General features: G+C 56.6%; 13 protein-coding genes. 6 read left to right on the top strand and 7 right to left on the bottom strand.

From position 1 onward, the window contains the following. Positions 1 to 39: 39 nt before the first annotated feature. A complete protein-coding gene (gene gapA, locus AC2T6E_RS04365; protein ID WP_010430074.1) occupies positions 40 to 1,035 on the bottom strand; it encodes a glyceraldehyde-3-phosphate dehydrogenase in 996 nt (331 codons plus the stop codon). Between the two features lie 341 nt (positions 1,036 to 1,376). On the opposite strand from gapA, the gene msrB reads away from it, so the two are divergent. Then, the gene (gene msrB / locus AC2T6E_RS04360; RefSeq protein WP_010430078.1) at positions 1,377 to 1,790 is read left to right on the top strand and encodes a peptide-methionine (R)-S-oxide reductase MsrB; all 414 of its coding nucleotides are present in this window, start codon (positions 1,377 to 1,379) and stop codon (positions 1,788 to 1,790) included. Positions 1,791 to 1,831: 41 nt separating this feature from the next. After that, entirely contained in the window at positions 1,832 to 2,104 is a 273-nt protein-coding gene (locus AC2T6E_RS04355) for a YeaC family protein (RefSeq protein ID WP_108416785.1), read from the top strand. A gap of 51 nt (positions 2,105 to 2,155) precedes the next feature. Here AC2T6E_RS04355 and chiD read toward each other — a convergent pair whose 3' ends face one another. The 4 genes from chiD to sppA form a co-directional block, all read right to left on the bottom strand. Then, positions 2,156 to 3,409: a chitinase ChiD gene (gene chiD, locus AC2T6E_RS04350; RefSeq protein ID WP_108416786.1), complete on the bottom strand. Its 1,254-nt coding sequence runs from the start codon at positions 3,407 to 3,409 to the stop codon at positions 2,156 to 2,158. A 215-nt stretch (positions 3,410 to 3,624) separates the two neighbouring features. Beyond that, complete coding sequence (gene pncA / locus AC2T6E_RS04345) at positions 3,625 to 4,266, bottom strand: bifunctional nicotinamidase/pyrazinamidase (RefSeq protein WP_427354085.1); 642 nt, start codon at positions 4,264 to 4,266, stop codon at positions 3,625 to 3,627. Between the two features lie 9 nt (positions 4,267 to 4,275). Further along, positions 4,276 to 5,292: an asparaginase gene (gene ansA, locus AC2T6E_RS04340; RefSeq protein ID WP_010430087.1), complete on the bottom strand. Its 1,017-nt coding sequence runs from the start codon at positions 5,290 to 5,292 to the stop codon at positions 4,276 to 4,278. Positions 5,293 to 5,355: 63 nt separating this feature from the next. Further along, a complete protein-coding gene (gene sppA / locus AC2T6E_RS04335; protein ID WP_100166984.1) occupies positions 5,356 to 7,212 on the bottom strand; it encodes a signal peptide peptidase SppA in 1,857 nt (618 codons plus the stop codon). Between the two features lie 167 nt (positions 7,213 to 7,379). Here sppA and AC2T6E_RS04330 point away from each other — a divergent pair, with 167 nt between their 5' ends. The 3 genes from AC2T6E_RS04330 to AC2T6E_RS04320 all read left to right on the top strand — a co-directional run bounded on the left by AC2T6E_RS04330 (position 7,380) and on the right by AC2T6E_RS04320 (position 11,009). After that, on the top strand, positions 7,380 to 7,931 hold the full coding sequence (locus AC2T6E_RS04330) for an NAD(P)H nitroreductase (RefSeq protein WP_100166983.1): 552 nt from the start codon (positions 7,380 to 7,382) through the stop codon (positions 7,929 to 7,931). Between the two features lie 116 nt (positions 7,932 to 8,047). After that, positions 8,048 to 9,091, top strand: a complete 1,044-nt coding sequence (selD, locus tag AC2T6E_RS04325; protein ID WP_108416788.1) for a selenide, water dikinase SelD — start codon at positions 8,048 to 8,050, stop codon at positions 9,089 to 9,091. A gap of 4 nt (positions 9,092 to 9,095) precedes the next feature. Then, positions 9,096 to 11,009, top strand: coding sequence for a DNA topoisomerase III (locus AC2T6E_RS04320; RefSeq protein WP_042714821.1), 1,914 nt, complete (start codon positions 9,096 to 9,098; stop codon positions 11,007 to 11,009). A 116-nt stretch (positions 11,010 to 11,125) separates the two neighbouring features. Here the strand turns inward: AC2T6E_RS04320 and gdhA are convergent, their stop codons facing one another. Continuing rightward, positions 11,126 to 12,469, bottom strand: a complete 1,344-nt coding sequence (gene gdhA, locus AC2T6E_RS04315; protein ID WP_042714822.1) for an NADP-specific glutamate dehydrogenase — start codon at positions 12,467 to 12,469, stop codon at positions 11,126 to 11,128. A gap of 228 nt (positions 12,470 to 12,697) precedes the next feature. Here gdhA and AC2T6E_RS04310 point away from each other — a divergent pair, with 228 nt between their 5' ends. Then, positions 12,698 to 12,970, top strand: a complete 273-nt coding sequence (locus tag AC2T6E_RS04310; RefSeq protein ID WP_089599082.1) for a YnjH family protein — start codon at positions 12,698 to 12,700, stop codon at positions 12,968 to 12,970. Here AC2T6E_RS04310 and AC2T6E_RS04305 read toward each other — a convergent pair. Continuing rightward, positions 12,930 to 13,346, bottom strand: a complete 417-nt coding sequence (locus tag AC2T6E_RS04305; protein ID WP_283095799.1) for a pyrimidine (deoxy)nucleoside triphosphate diphosphatase — start codon at positions 13,344 to 13,346, stop codon at positions 12,930 to 12,932. The genes AC2T6E_RS04310 and AC2T6E_RS04305 overlap by 41 nt on opposite strands. Between the last annotated feature and the right edge of the window lie 57 nt (positions 13,347 to 13,403).

Genomic DNA, 13,403 nt, shown 5'->3' with positions numbered 1-13,403 from the left:
GACCGAAGTCGCCTTTTTGGATCAAACACTCATCTCAACTTATTTGGAGATGTGAGCGATCAGGTCCAGTACTTTGTTAGAGTAGCCGGTTTCGTTGTCGTACCAGGAAACCAGTTTAACGAAGTTGTCGTTCAGTGCGATACCAGCTTTAGCATCGAACACGGAAGTGCACACTTCGCCGTTGAAATCGGTAGATACAACGTCGTCTTCGGTGTAACCCAGAACGCCTTTCATTGCGCCTTCGGAAGCAGCTTTGATTGCTTTCTTAATTTCTTCATAAGAAGCAGCTTTTTCCAGACGAACGGTCAGGTCAACAACGGATACGTTAGGCGTTGGAACGCGGAACGCCATACCAGTCAGTTTACCGTTCAGCTCTGGCAGTACAACGCCTACAGCTTTAGCAGCACCGGTAGAAGATGGGATGATGTTCTGAGCTGCGCCACGGCCGCCGCGCCAGTCTTTGTGAGACGGGCCATCAACAGTTTTCTGAGTAGCGGTAGTTGCGTGAACGGTGGTCATCAGGCCTTCAACGATACCGAAGTTGTCGTTGATAACTTTAGCCAGTGGAGCCAGGCAGTTGGTGGTGCAGGATGCGTTGGAAACGATGTCCTGGCCAGCGTATTTTTCGAAGTTAGCACCACGAACGAACATTGGGGTGTTGTCTTTGGAAGGACCAGTCAGAACAACTTTCTTCGCACCAGCGGTGATGTGTTTACGTGCGGTTTCGTCGGTCAGGAAGATACCGGTAGCTTCAGCTACAACGTCAACACCAATTTCGTTCCATTTCAGGTTAGCTGGGTCTTTCTCAGCAGTAACGCGGATGGTTTTACCGTTAACAACCAGGTGGCCGTCTTTCACTTCAACGGTGCCGTCGAAACGACCGTGAGTTGAGTCGTACTTCAGCATGTACGCCATGTATTCAGCGTCCAGGAGATCGTTGATACCAACGATTTCGATGTCAGAACGTTTCTGAGCAGCACGGAAAACAATACGGCCGATACGGCCAAAACCGTTGATACCTACTTTGATAGTCATATATTCCACCAGCTATTTGTTAGTGAATAAAAGGTTGCCTGTAAAATTACAAAAACCTTACGCAGCGTCAAGCGGAATCGTGTCAATCATTGCGACAAATCAATCCTGTGACTAACGTTTGTGCGACTGACTCGCCTCACTTTCCCTTTGAGCTAGCAACCACATGGGGGCTGCGGCCGGAATTTTAAAGGCCTCGCAGGATAAAAATGTGAAACAGATCACAATTGCCTGACCGCCTTTTCGCGACACATAAGTTTAGAACAAAAGTGCACGCAAGGGTGTTAATGTTTTGTTAGAATTCGGGTCAGAAGATGTCTGTTTCTACAGCGAGATGTAAGCATATGTCGAACCAACGTAACCCCGACGATTTGAAAAAAAACCTCACAGAAATGCAGTTTTACGTGACGCAGAATCACGGAACGGAACCGCCATTCACCGGGCGTTTACTGCACAACAAACGAGACGGCGTCTACCACTGCCTGGTGTGCGATGCGCCGCTGTTTAATTCGCAAACAAAATATGATTCAGGCTGTGGCTGGCCGAGCTTTTACGAGCCGGTGAGCGATGACGCGATCCGCTATCTGACGGACTCCTCGCACGGCATGGTACGCACTGAAATTCGTTGCGGAAACTGTGATGCGCACCTCGGGCATGTCTTCCCTGATGGGCCTCAGCCAACGGGTGAGCGTTTTTGCGTGAATTCAGCCTCGTTAAGCTTCACTGATGACGAAAATGGCGATCACACTAAAGGTTGAAAAATCGATTCAGCAAATTATTCCTTTAAAAGGGAGACATCATGAATATTGATGACATGATTAGCGGTATGACACCGGAGGTTTATCAGCGTCTGGTGACGGCCGTTGAACTGGGAAAATGGCCAGATGGTGTGGCGCTCACCCCGGAGCAAAAAGAGAACAGCCTGCAGCTGGTGATGCTGTGGCAGGCGCGCAATAATACCGACGCGCAGCACATGACGATCGACACCAGTGGACAGATGGTGATGAAGAGCAAGCGCGAGCTGAAAGAAGACTTCGGCATCACGCCGAAGCCGATTGCGACTTTCAAATAATGCTCTCTGTGTAGGCCGGGTAAGCGTTAGCGCCACCCGGCACACTACACCTTAGTGTGGGATCCCGAGCGACGCCGCCAGCTGCTTCGCTAACTGGTTGTTGTCGTCCGCGCCGTACTCCCAGAACATCGCCCCTGCCAGACCTTTCTCTTTGATGTAGTCCGCTTTGATGGCAACGGAACGCGGGTTCTCATAGGAAATCGCAAACAGCGCCTTCCCGTCGGCAGAATTCACCGACAGCCACGGCACCTTAGCCTGGTCATCCCAGTGCTCAGTAAAGCGCTTCTGCGGATCGTTCAATAGCTTCTTCACGATATCGTTGTACTTCACGTAGGTATCTTTGGTCAGGTCATAGCCGAGTGACGTGAACAACCCGATCTCCTGAGGTCCGAAGTAGGGCTGGGTCACCGGATTTTTTTGCGCATCCGGTTTCGTCCAGTCGATCCCCGGCTCGACGGCGCGTTTCGGCACGCGGCCATAGAAACCGATCCCGAGGTTCATCTGCTGTGGCTTCAGCCCGGCGGCCAGATAATTGTTCACCACAAAATCGACGCTGTATTTATCGGCCGCGGCAACCGTCGGCCAGGTGCTGGAGTCATACAGGTTGGCATTGAAATACTGCGTCCCGTACGCCATGTCGTAGGTCATCAGGTTGATGTAGTCGAGTAGCGGGGCGATAGCTTTGACATCCACCCAGCTTTTCGGACTTTCCGCATTCGCGCCTACCGCTATAGTGACCAGTTTTTTCTGCCCGAACGCCTCACGCATCTCTTTCAGCAGCGCGGTGAAGTTATCCCGGTCGGCAGGCGTGCTGGCAACCAGCCCCCACGCGCCGTTGACCGGATACTCCCAGTCGAGATCGATCCCGTCCAGGCCGTATTTATCGACGATCTCCTGCGCGGAGCGGATAAACACCGCGCGCGTCTCTTTTGTTGCCGCTGCGCCAGAGAAGCCACGCGCCCCCCAGCCGCCAACAGAAAGCAGCACTTTGAGGTTCGGGTTTTGTTTACGCAGGGTCGGGATGAGGGCCAGATCGGAGGCGACTTTTGGCGATAGCCAGATCTGATGCAGCTTTGCCGGATCTTTTAGGGCGGCGTTGGTTTCATCTTTCTCATTGTTATAGACAAGGCCAAACGAGTAGTTCAGGTGGGTGATCTGGCGGACGTCCAGCTTATTGATATCGCCACCCGGTCCGGCGGTGACATCGCCACCCCCGTTAAAGTAGCCTACGGACATCAGGGTACTGGCGGAGGCAACTGACGCGCAAAGCAAGGGTAATGCTGCCAGCAAGGGCAAACGTTTCATACAAGTTCCTCTTTGACAAACGAAAAAACCACGCCACTGAAAAAGCGTGGCGGAAAAATAACCTGATGAGAATAGCATTGCCGCTTCGCTGAGGATGCGAGGGAGTTCACTTTATGGGAGATCGGAGAGGGGGTTGCCGGGTGGCGGCTGCGCCTTACCCGGCCTACGGGGAAAGGTAGGCCGGGTAAGCGTCAGCGCCACCCGGCTAAAAAGACTTACGCATGCGTCTCCAGCCAGTCTTCGAGCGTATATAGCGTCGCGCCTTCGGCGGCCATATCCATAAACGCCTGCGCGCTGTCCTGCGGCTGAATGTTCACGCCGCGACACCCATCGGTGATGACGCTGACGGTATACCCCAACTGGAGCGCGTCCAGCACGGTAAACTTCACGCAGTAATCCGTCGCCAGGCCCAGCACAATCAGCTCCGTGATTTCGTGGTGACGTAACCATGCGTCCAGCGCCGTTTTCTGGCGATGCCCGTTATCAAAAAACGCGCTATAGCTGTCGATATCCGGGTTTTCCCCTTTATGGAACACCGCGTCGATGGCTTTCTGATTCAGGAGCGGATGCAGCTCCGCGCCTTCCGTCTGCTGTACGCAGTGATCCGGCCAGAAGGTTTGCGCCAGCCCGTCGAGTTCCCCCTGAGTGAAAGGCTCAACGCCGTGCTGGCTGGCAAAGCTGCCGTGGTTCGCCGGGTGCCAGTCCTGGCTTGCGACAACCGCTTCGCCGCGGGCTTTGCACCAGTCAATCAGCGTATTCGCCACATCAACGGTGCTGTCACCTTCCGCGACGGCCAGCGCGCCGCCCGCGCAGAAATCATTTTGCAAATCGACCAGTAACAGAGCGCGTTGCTTCATGTGGCCTCCTTATTCGTCCGGGGTCAGCTCGCCGCGCAGGTTTTGCATCATCGCGCTGCGAATAGACTGGATGTCCAGATCCTGGCTCAGTAAATAGTGAAGTTTAGTCAGCGTTGCCTCAACGGTCATATCGAAGCCGCTGATGACTCCGGCATGTGCGAGTGCGTTGCCGGTGGCGTAGCCGCCCATGTTCACCTTGCCGGACATACACTGGGTCAGGTTCACCACCACGATCCCGCGCTCGCTGGCTTCCTGAAGCTCTTTCAGGAATTCGCCGTTCTGCGGGGCGTTGCCGACGCCGTAAGAGCGCAAAATCAGCGCTTTCACCGGCTGACGCAGGAAGTTACGTACCACGTCCGCAGAGATCCCAGGGTAAATCGTCACCACGCCAATCGGCTGTGGGGTAATCGGGTGCACAATCAGCTCACCGGCGGTGTTCGGCGCAGGCGGCGTGCCCAGACGACGGATATGAATACCCGCTTCCAGCAGCGGCTGCAGGTTAGGCGAGGCGAAAGCGTCGAAGCCGTCGGCGTGCGCTTTGGTAGTGCGGTTCCCGCGATACAAACGATTATTGAAGAACAGCGACACTTCGTTAATCGGATAATTCGCTGCAACGTACAGCGAATTCAGCAGGTTGATCTGCCCGTCCGAGCGCAGCTCCGCCAGCGGGATTTGTGAGCCGGTGACGATAACCGGCTTGCCCAGATTCTCCAGCATGAAGGAGAGCGCCGAGGCGGTAAACGCCATGGTGTCGGTGCCGTGCAGGATCACGAAGCCGTCGTACTGGTCGTAATGGGCTTTAATATCATCCGCGATGTGCTGCCAGTCTTCCGGCGTCATGTCGGAGGAGTCCATCAGCGGCTCGTATTCGTGGATGGTAAAGTCAGGCATTTCCGGGCGGTGGAATTCAGGCATCAGTGCAAGCTGACGCTGCAGGTGGCCGGAGACAGGAATATAGCCGTTTTCAGAGCGCTGCATCCCGATGGTACCGCCAGTGTAGGCTACATAAATCGATTTCTTCTGCATGGGTGTGAGTTCTTGTTCTTCAAAAGAAAAAAATCCCCTCTTCGCGGGAAGAGGGGACGGTTTTTAACGGACGTTCGCGCAGGTCAGGCAAAACGCGTAACGACTTTGTGGATCATTAAAGGCCGCGAGCTTATCGCTTTCCGCCTTCATCGCTTTCGCCGCCGTGGCAACAGGCGCAGGCAGGTAAGCCTGCAGCGCCTCCGGCAGCATGGCGCGAACGGAAACGGACATGCTGTCCATCACCATATCGAAGAACGACGGCTCGTCCTGATAATACTCAACGTGCCACTGCTTGAGCTTCGCCAGTTCGGCCGCTTTCTTAACGGCGTCATCAAAGTCACCCAGACTGTCCACCAGACCGTTGTTCTTCGCATCCTGTCCGGTCCAGACGTGGCCCTGCGCAATCTGGTCAATCTGTTCTGGCGTCTTTTTACGCGAGTCGGCAACCAGCGTGATAAAGCGCTTGTACCCGTTTTCAATGCTGAGCTGCATCATCTCAGAGACTTCAGGCGGCAGAGATTTCGTCACCGACACATCCGCCAGCGGAGACGTGGAAACGCCATCGGTATGCACGCCCAGATAGTCCAGACTGTTTTCAACGGTATTGATCACCCCGAAGATGCCGATAGAGCCGGTCAACGTGCTTGGGTTGGCGACAATGTAGTTCGCTGGCGTGGAGATCCAATACCCGCCCGATGCAGCCATTCCGCCCATTGATACCACCACCGGTTTGCCAGCGGCGCGAGCCGCGGCCAGTTCCGCGCGGATCACTTCAGAAGCGCTCACGCTGCCGCCAGGGCTGTTTACGCGCAGAACAATCGCTTTCACTTTCGGGTCAAGGCGCGCATCGCGGATTTGCGACGCGGTGGTGTCCCCGCCAACGTTCCCCGGGGTCTCCTGTCCGTCCATGATAGCGCCGTTAGCGAAGACCACGGCAACGCTGTCCCCGGTCTCATCCGGTTTTTTCGCTGCGTAGTCATACATGCTAATGGCGCTGAAGTTTTTATCCTCTTTGCTCCAGCCAAACTGTTTGGTCAGCGCTTTTTCGACATCCGCACTAGAGCCCAGCGCGTCAACCAGCTTGTTGTCGAGCGCATATTTCGCGGTATCGCCGTCAACCTTACGCAGCCCGTCCAGCATGCCGCGCGCGCCAGGGAAGACCTGTTCAGCGGTAATCTGACGGTTGGCGGCGATGGTGCCGAGATAGTTCTGCCACAGTTCGCCAATCCAGCGGCTGTCCGCTTCACGGGCAGCAGGGGACATATCGTCGCGGATAAACGGCTCAACCGCAGACTTATAGGTCCCGACGCGGAAGACGTGGGTGGTGACTTTCAGCTTGTCGAGCAGCGACTTGTAATACAGCCCGTTGGTGGCAAAACCATGAAGGTCGACCGTACCCTGCGGCGAGAGCCAAATTTTATTGGCAAAGCTCGCCAGATAATATTGCCCCTGGCTGTAGCTGTCGCCCACGGCAATCACCGGCTTGCCGCTGTCGCGGAACTCGCGCAGCGCTTTACCGATGTACTGCATGGAAGGCTGATCGCCTCCGGCAAAATCTTTCAGATCCAGCACGATCCCGGTGATGTTGCGGTCGTCTTTGGCCTGACGAATGGTATCGACGATATCGAACAGGGAGTTTTCCTGCAGACGGTCGGATGTTGCGCCAAACAACTGGCGGCCAATCACGCCCAGACGGTTGCTGGTAGATGGTTTATCAACGATGACGCCGGTGATGTCGAGTAACAGCGCCCCGCGGGTCGAATGTTGAGCCTGGTTGGCGTTGCTGATGTGCATCCAGACGCCTACGCAAACCAGCACCAGGAAGATGAAAAAGATGTTCATCACCAGGTTGCGGACGAAGTTGAGCAGTCGCCACGTCCATTTAAAGAAACCGGCAAAGATTCGCCAAAGGGTTCGCATGTATTCTCCCTAACCAGAAAATGACTGTTTCCGTCGCCACGTGACGGTAATGTTGGGCTATCGTAATGACCCAACCGCCACTTGTCAGCAGGAATCGCCTGACACGCTGTAACAAAATCTGCCGTCGTGTTAATTTTGTGAGTAAATTTCAAGAAAGGAGTTAACCAATGGATGCACTTGAACTGCTTGTTAACCGCCGTAGCGCGTCGCGTCTGGCCGAGCCTGCTCCAGCGGGCGAGCAGCTGGAAAACATTCTGCGTGCGGGCCTGCGCGCGCCGGATCATGGCACGCTCCAGCCCTGGCACTTCTTTGTGATTGAAGCCGAAGGCCGCGACCGCTTCAGTGCGTTACTGGAAAAAGGCGCGGTTGCTGCTGGTCAGGATGAGAAAGGGATTGATAAAGCCCGCAGTGCGCCATTCCGCGCGCCGATGATCATCGCTGTCGTGGCGAAATGTCAGGCCGACCATAAGGTGCCGGTCTGGGAGCAGGAAATGTCCGCAGGCTGTGCGGTGATGGCGATGCAAATGGCCGCCGTCGCGCAGGGCTTCAATGGCATCTGGCGCACCGGACCGCTGACCGAAAGTTCGGTCGTGCGTGAGGGCTTTGCCTGTGGCGAGCACGATAAAATTGTCGGCTTCCTCTATCTTGGCACCCCGCAGCTTAAAGCCTCCAGCACCATCAGCGTGCCGGACACCACGCCTTTCGTCAGCCGTTTCTGATAACCCGCGCTAAACTGTCTGGATTCTGAGCATCCGCCGCAGAATTCAGACAGTCATACTTACCTCTTTATGGAATGAGCGCTACCATAGCGCGATTGAGATGACAGGAGACGTCCATGAGCGAGCAAACCATTCGTTTAACGCAATACAGCCACGGAGCCGGTTGCGGTTGTAAAATTTCCCCGAAAGTGCTGGAGACCATCCTACACAGCGAACAGGCGAAGTTTGTCGACCCGAACCTGCTTGTCGGTAATGAAACGCGTGACGATGCAGCGGTTTATGACTTAGGTAACGGCACCAGCATTATCAGCACCACTGACTTCTTTATGCCGATTGTCGACAACCCGTTCGATTTCGGGCGCATTGCGGCGACGAACGCCATTAGCGATATCTTCGCGATGGGCGGTAAGCCGATCATGGCGATTGCCATTCTGGGCTGGCCGATTAACACCATTCCACCTGAGATTGCCCGCGATGTGATTGAGGGCGGGCGCTTTGCCTGTCAGCAGGCGGGGATTGCCCTGGCCGGTGGTCACTCTATCGATGCGCCGGAGCCGATCTTCGGCCTGGCCGTTACGGGCGTGGTACCGACCGAGCGCGTGAAGCGCAACAGCACCGCGCAGGCGGGCTGCAAGCTGTTCCTCACCAAGCCGCTGGGCATTGGCGTACTCACCACCGCCGAGAAAAAATCCCTGCTGAAGCCCGAGCATGTTGGTCTGGCAACGGAAGTGATGTGCCAGATGAACCTCGCGGGTGCGGCTTTCGCCAACATCGACGGCGTGAAGGCGATGACCGACGTGACCGGTTTTGGTCTGCTGGGACACCTGAGTGAAGTCTGCCAGGGCGCTGGCGTTCAGGCGCAGGTCTGGTATCAGGACGTGCCGAAGCTGCCGGGCGTGGAAGAGTATATTGCTCAGGGCGCGGTGCCGGGCGGTACCCAGCGCAACTTCGCCAGCTACGGTCACCTGATGGGCGAGATGCCTGAAGCGTGGCGCAACCTGCTGTGCGATCCGCAAACCTCCGGCGGCCTGCTGCTGGCGGTTACGCCGGGATCCGAAGCCGACGTTCAGGCGACCGCCGCCGAGTTTGGCATCACCCTGACGGCGATCGGCGAGCTGGTGACCGCGCGCGGCGGCAGACCGATGATTGAGATCCGTTAATTCGATGCGGTTGTTTATTGCCGAAAAGCCGAGCCTGGCCCGCGCCATTGCCGATGTGCTGCCTAAACCGCATCGCAAAGGCGACGGCTTCATCGAATGCGGTAACGGGCAGGTGGTCACCTGGTGTATTGGTCACCTGCTTGAGCAGGCGCAGCCGGATGTCTACGACAGCCGCTACGCCCGCTGGAACCTGAACGATCTGCCCATCGTGCCGGAAAAATGGCGCCTGCAGCCCCGGCCTTCGGTCACCAAACAGCTCAACGTGATCAAGCGCTTCCTGCATGAAGCGGCTGAAATCGTGCATGCGGGTGACCCGGACAGGGAAGGGCAGCTCCTGGTCGATGAAGTGCTGGACTACCTGGAGCTGGCGCCGGAAAAGCGCCAGCAGGTGCAGCGCTGTTTAATTAACGACCTCAACCCGCAGGCCGTCGAGAGGGCAATCTCGCGTCTGCGCGCCAACAGCGAATTTATTCCGCTGTGCGTCTCGGCTTTAGCCCGCGCCCGCGCCGACTGGCTGTACGGTATCAATATGACTCGCGCCTACACCATCCTCGGGCGCAACGCGGGCTATCAGGGCGTGCTCTCCGTGGGCCGCGTGCAGACGCCGGTGCTGGGGCTGGTGGTTCGCCGTGATGAAGAGATTGAAAACTTCGTCGCCAAAGATTTCTTTGAAGTGAAAGCGCATATCGTCACTCCAAAAGACGAGCGCTTTACCGCCGTCTGGCAGCCGAGCGACGCCTGCGAGTCATACCAGGATGAAGAGGGGCGTCTGCTCCATCGTCCGCTGGCCGATCACGTGGTTAACCGCATTACCGGGCAGCCCGCTATCGTCACCAGCTATAACGATAAACGGGAATCAGAACCCGCGCCGCTGCCATTTTCGCTCTCTGCACTTCAGATTGAGGCGGCCAAAAAGTTTGGACTGAGCGCGCAGAACGTACTGGATATCTGCCAAAAGCTCTACGAAACCCATAAGCTCATCACCTATCCGCGTTCGGACAGCCGCTATCTGCCGGAAGAACACTTTGCCGGACGCCACTCGGTGATGAACGCCATCGGCGTGCATGCGCCGGATCTGCTCCCGCAGCCGGCGGTCAACCCGGACACCCATAACCGCTGCTGGGATGATAAAAAGGTGGATGCCCACCATGCGATTATCCCGACGGCGCGTGCCAGCAGCGTCAATCTGACCGAGAACGAAGCGAAGGTCTACAACCTGGTCGCCCGTCAGTACCTGATGCAGTTCTGCCCGGACGCGGTGTTCCGCAAATGCGTCATTGAGCTTGAGATTGCCAAAGGCAAGTTTGTCGCCAAAGCGCGTTTCCTTGCGGAAGCGGGCTGGCGCACGCTGCTCGGTAACAAAGAGCGCGACGAGGAGAACGACGGCACGCCGCTGCCGGTGGTCGCTAAAGATGACGAGCTGCTGTGCGAGAAGGGCGAAGTGGTTGAGCGTCAGACTCAGCCGCCGCGCCATTTCACCGACGCGACGCTGCTTTCCGCCATGACCGGGATCGCCCGTTTTGTGCAGGATAAAGATCTGAAGAAGATCCTCCGCGCCACCGACGGTTTGGGTACGGAAGCAACCCGCGCGGGGATTATCGAGCTGCTGTTTAAGCGTGGTTTTCTCGAGAAAAAAGGGCGCTATATCCATTCGACAGAGCCGGGCCGGGCACTGATTCACTCCTTGCCAGAGCTGGCCGCGAGGCCGGACATGACCGCGCACTGGGAGTCGGTGCTGACGCAGATCAGCGAGAAGCAGTGCCGCTATCAGGACTTTATGCAGCCGCTGGTCGGGACGCTTTACCAGCTGATCGATCAGGCGCGCAGCACGCCGGTGAAAACGTTCAGAGGAATGGTGGCACCGGGCGGTGGCACGAAGAAACCGTTTAAAAAGAAAAAGAGCGCGGCAGCCTCTTAAAACGTAGGCCGGGTAAGGCGCAGCCGACACCCGGCGAAAAGCAGCTCTGCGGCCTGAAAAAAGCCCGGTGGCGCTAACGCTTACCGGGCCTACAAGGGCGAGAATGCAGCGAAACCTTAAATCACGCCCTGCCCAATCATCGCATCCGCCACCTTCACGAACCCGGCAATATTCGCTCCGCGCACGTAGTTGGTTTGCGATGCTTCACCGCCGTACTCCACGCAAGCATGGTGAATATCCAGCATGATGTGGTGCAGGCGCGCATCCACTTTCTCCGCTTTCCAGCCCATACGCGCGGCGTTTTGCGCCATCTCGAGGCCGGAGGTCGCCACGCCGCCCGCGTTAGCGGCCTTGCCCGGCGCAAACAGCACGCCCGCGTCCAGGAACAGGTCCGTCGCGTCGATGGTGGTCGGCATATTCGCCCCTTCCGCTACCGCTTTCACGCCGTTGCTAATCAATGTACGCGCGGCTTCAACATCCAGCTCGTTCTGCGTTGCGCACGGCAGGGCGATATCCACCGGCACGCCCCACGGTTGTTTCCCTTCCAGGTAGGTCAGGCCAAACTCTCGGGCATAATCCGCCACGCGACCGTCGCGGCTGGCTTTGATTTCACACAGGCGCGCCAGTTTCTCCGCCGTGAAGCCCGCTTCATCCACCACCGTGCCGCTGGAGTCAGAGGCGGTTACCACGCGAGCGCCAAACTGCATCGCTTTCTCAATAGCGTACTGCGCTACGTTACCGGAGCCGGACACCGCGACGCGCATCCCTTCAAAACCTAAGCCGTGACGCTTGAGCATCGCTTCGGTGAAGTAAACCAGGCCGTATCCGGTTGCTTCCGGGCGGATCAGACTCCCGCCAAACGACAGCCCCTTGCCGGTAAAGACGCAGGCGCTGTTATTAGAGAGTTTTTTCATCATCCCGGCCATAAAGCCCACTTCACGTCCACCGACGCCGATATCACCGGCAGGAACGTCGGTGTCAGGACCAAGATGACGATACAGTTCGGTCATTAGCGCCTGGCAGAAGCGCATCACTTCGCCTTCGCTTTTGCCTTTCGGATCGAAATCGCTGCCGCCTTTCCCGCCGCCCATCGGAAGCGTGGTGAGGGCGTTTTTAAAGGTCTGCTCGAAGCCGAGGAACTTCAGAATCGACAGGTTTACGGACGGGTGGAAGCGCATGCCGCCCTTAAACGGGCCAATGGCTGAGTTAAACTGTACGCGCCACGCACGATTGACCTGCACCTGATTGCGATCGTCAACCCATGTCACGCGGAACTGGATCACGCGTTCTGGTTCGACAAGGCGTTCAAGCAGAGACATCTGACGGTAGCGCGGATTTTGTTCAAGGAAGGGCCACAGGGTGGTCATCACTTCACGAACGGCCTGCGCGAACTCGCTTTGGTGCGGGTCGCGCTGCTGAACATGGGCAAGGAAACTTTCCAGAGTGCGTGTCTGATCCATAGATATAAGAACCTCTTATAGTAATTTATGTATGTTGCTTATGCGATTTGTGTTGTTTTTTTGACTATACCACCCGTACCGCTTTGTGAGGCAAGCAGAAATGTGTGCCGAAAGGGAAATTCATGAGAGAGGGCGGGCCATAACCAAAAGCGATGACGAGATAAATTAAAGGTTCTGCGCAGGTTTACCGTTATAGTCAATATCAGGACACAACAGGAAGACAAGTCGATGAACCGTTACGTGATGACCGCGTTATGTTTGATGTTTACCGCTGGCGCTCAGGCGGACCGCATTCGCCCGGATGTGGAAGTGAACGTGCCGCCAGAGGTTTTTAGCTCCAGCGGCCAGCGCGCGCAGCCGTGCAATCAGTGCTGCATCTATCAGGATCAAAACTATTCTGAAGGGGCGGTGGTTAAAGCGGACGGTGTTTTACTGCAGTGCCAGCGTGATGAACGCACCATTAGCACGAATCCGCTGGTCTGGCGTCGCGTAAAAGAATAAAGGCCTCCAGCAGCGGAATATCCGCCGGGGCTAAGTCGTAGGCGAACGCCTCTTCCGGCGTACACCACACCAGCGCGCTGTGGTAGTGCGCCGTGAGCTCTCCACTGAAGACGGGAACATGCCAGGCGTGCAGGTTGATTAACCGCTGCGACACTTCGCGCTGGTGGCTTGCCACGTAGCGCGCAGGCTGAGCCTCAATGCCCAACTCTTCACGCAGTTCGCGGATCAGCGCTTCGGGCTGGGTTTCACCGGCTTCGACTTTCCCGCCTGCAAATTCCCACATTCCCGGCTGGTCGGCGTGGGCAGGGCGCTGCGCCAGTAAAATGTTGTCGTCTTTTTCGATGATGGCGGCAACGACATCGAGTGTTTTCAGCATGGTCGTCAATAATTGTTAGCGAAAAAAGGCATATTATCGTGCCCTTTCTCAGAGTCC

The organism is Enterobacter sp. B79-1, assembly GCF_057444735.1.
The sequence above is the reverse complement of the archived record's forward strand: the minus strand, read 5'-3'. Positions and strand labels throughout refer to the sequence as shown.

What these genes read in the sequence shown, in the direction of transcription:
- AC2T6E_RS04330 (WP_100166983.1), top strand. Translation starts at nt 7,380, where the DNA reads ATGGATGCACTTGAACTGCTTGTTAACCGCCGTAGCGCGTCGCGTCTG.
- chiD (WP_108416786.1), bottom strand. Translation starts at nt 3,409, where the DNA reads ATGAAACGTTTGCCCTTGCTGGCAGCATTACCCTTGCTTTGCGCGTCA.
- gapA (WP_010430074.1), bottom strand. Translation starts at nt 1,035, where the DNA reads ATGACTATCAAAGTAGGTATCAACGGTTTTGGCCGTATCGGCCGTATT.
- pncA (WP_427354085.1), bottom strand. Translation starts at nt 4,266, where the DNA reads ATGAAGCAACGCGCTCTGTTACTGGTCGATTTGCAAAATGATTTCTGC.
- selD (WP_108416788.1), top strand. Translation starts at nt 8,048, where the DNA reads ATGAGCGAGCAAACCATTCGTTTAACGCAATACAGCCACGGAGCCGGT.
- AC2T6E_RS04320 (WP_042714821.1), top strand. Translation starts at nt 9,096, where the DNA reads ATGCGGTTGTTTATTGCCGAAAAGCCGAGCCTGGCCCGCGCCATTGCC.
- AC2T6E_RS04310 (WP_089599082.1), top strand. Translation starts at nt 12,698, where the DNA reads ATGAACCGTTACGTGATGACCGCGTTATGTTTGATGTTTACCGCTGGC.
- msrB (WP_010430078.1), top strand. Translation starts at nt 1,377, where the DNA reads ATGTCGAACCAACGTAACCCCGACGATTTGAAAAAAAACCTCACAGAA.
- ansA (WP_010430087.1), bottom strand. Translation starts at nt 5,292, where the DNA reads ATGCAGAAGAAATCGATTTATGTAGCCTACACTGGCGGTACCATCGGG.
- sppA (WP_100166984.1), bottom strand. Translation starts at nt 7,212, where the DNA reads ATGCGAACCCTTTGGCGAATCTTTGCCGGTTTCTTTAAATGGACGTGG.
- AC2T6E_RS04355 (WP_108416785.1), top strand. Translation starts at nt 1,832, where the DNA reads ATGAATATTGATGACATGATTAGCGGTATGACACCGGAGGTTTATCAG.
- AC2T6E_RS04305 (WP_283095799.1), bottom strand. Translation starts at nt 13,346, where the DNA reads ATGCTGAAAACACTCGATGTCGTTGCCGCCATCATCGAAAAAGACGAC.
- gdhA (WP_042714822.1), bottom strand. Translation starts at nt 12,469, where the DNA reads ATGGATCAGACACGCACTCTGGAAAGTTTCCTTGCCCATGTTCAGCAG.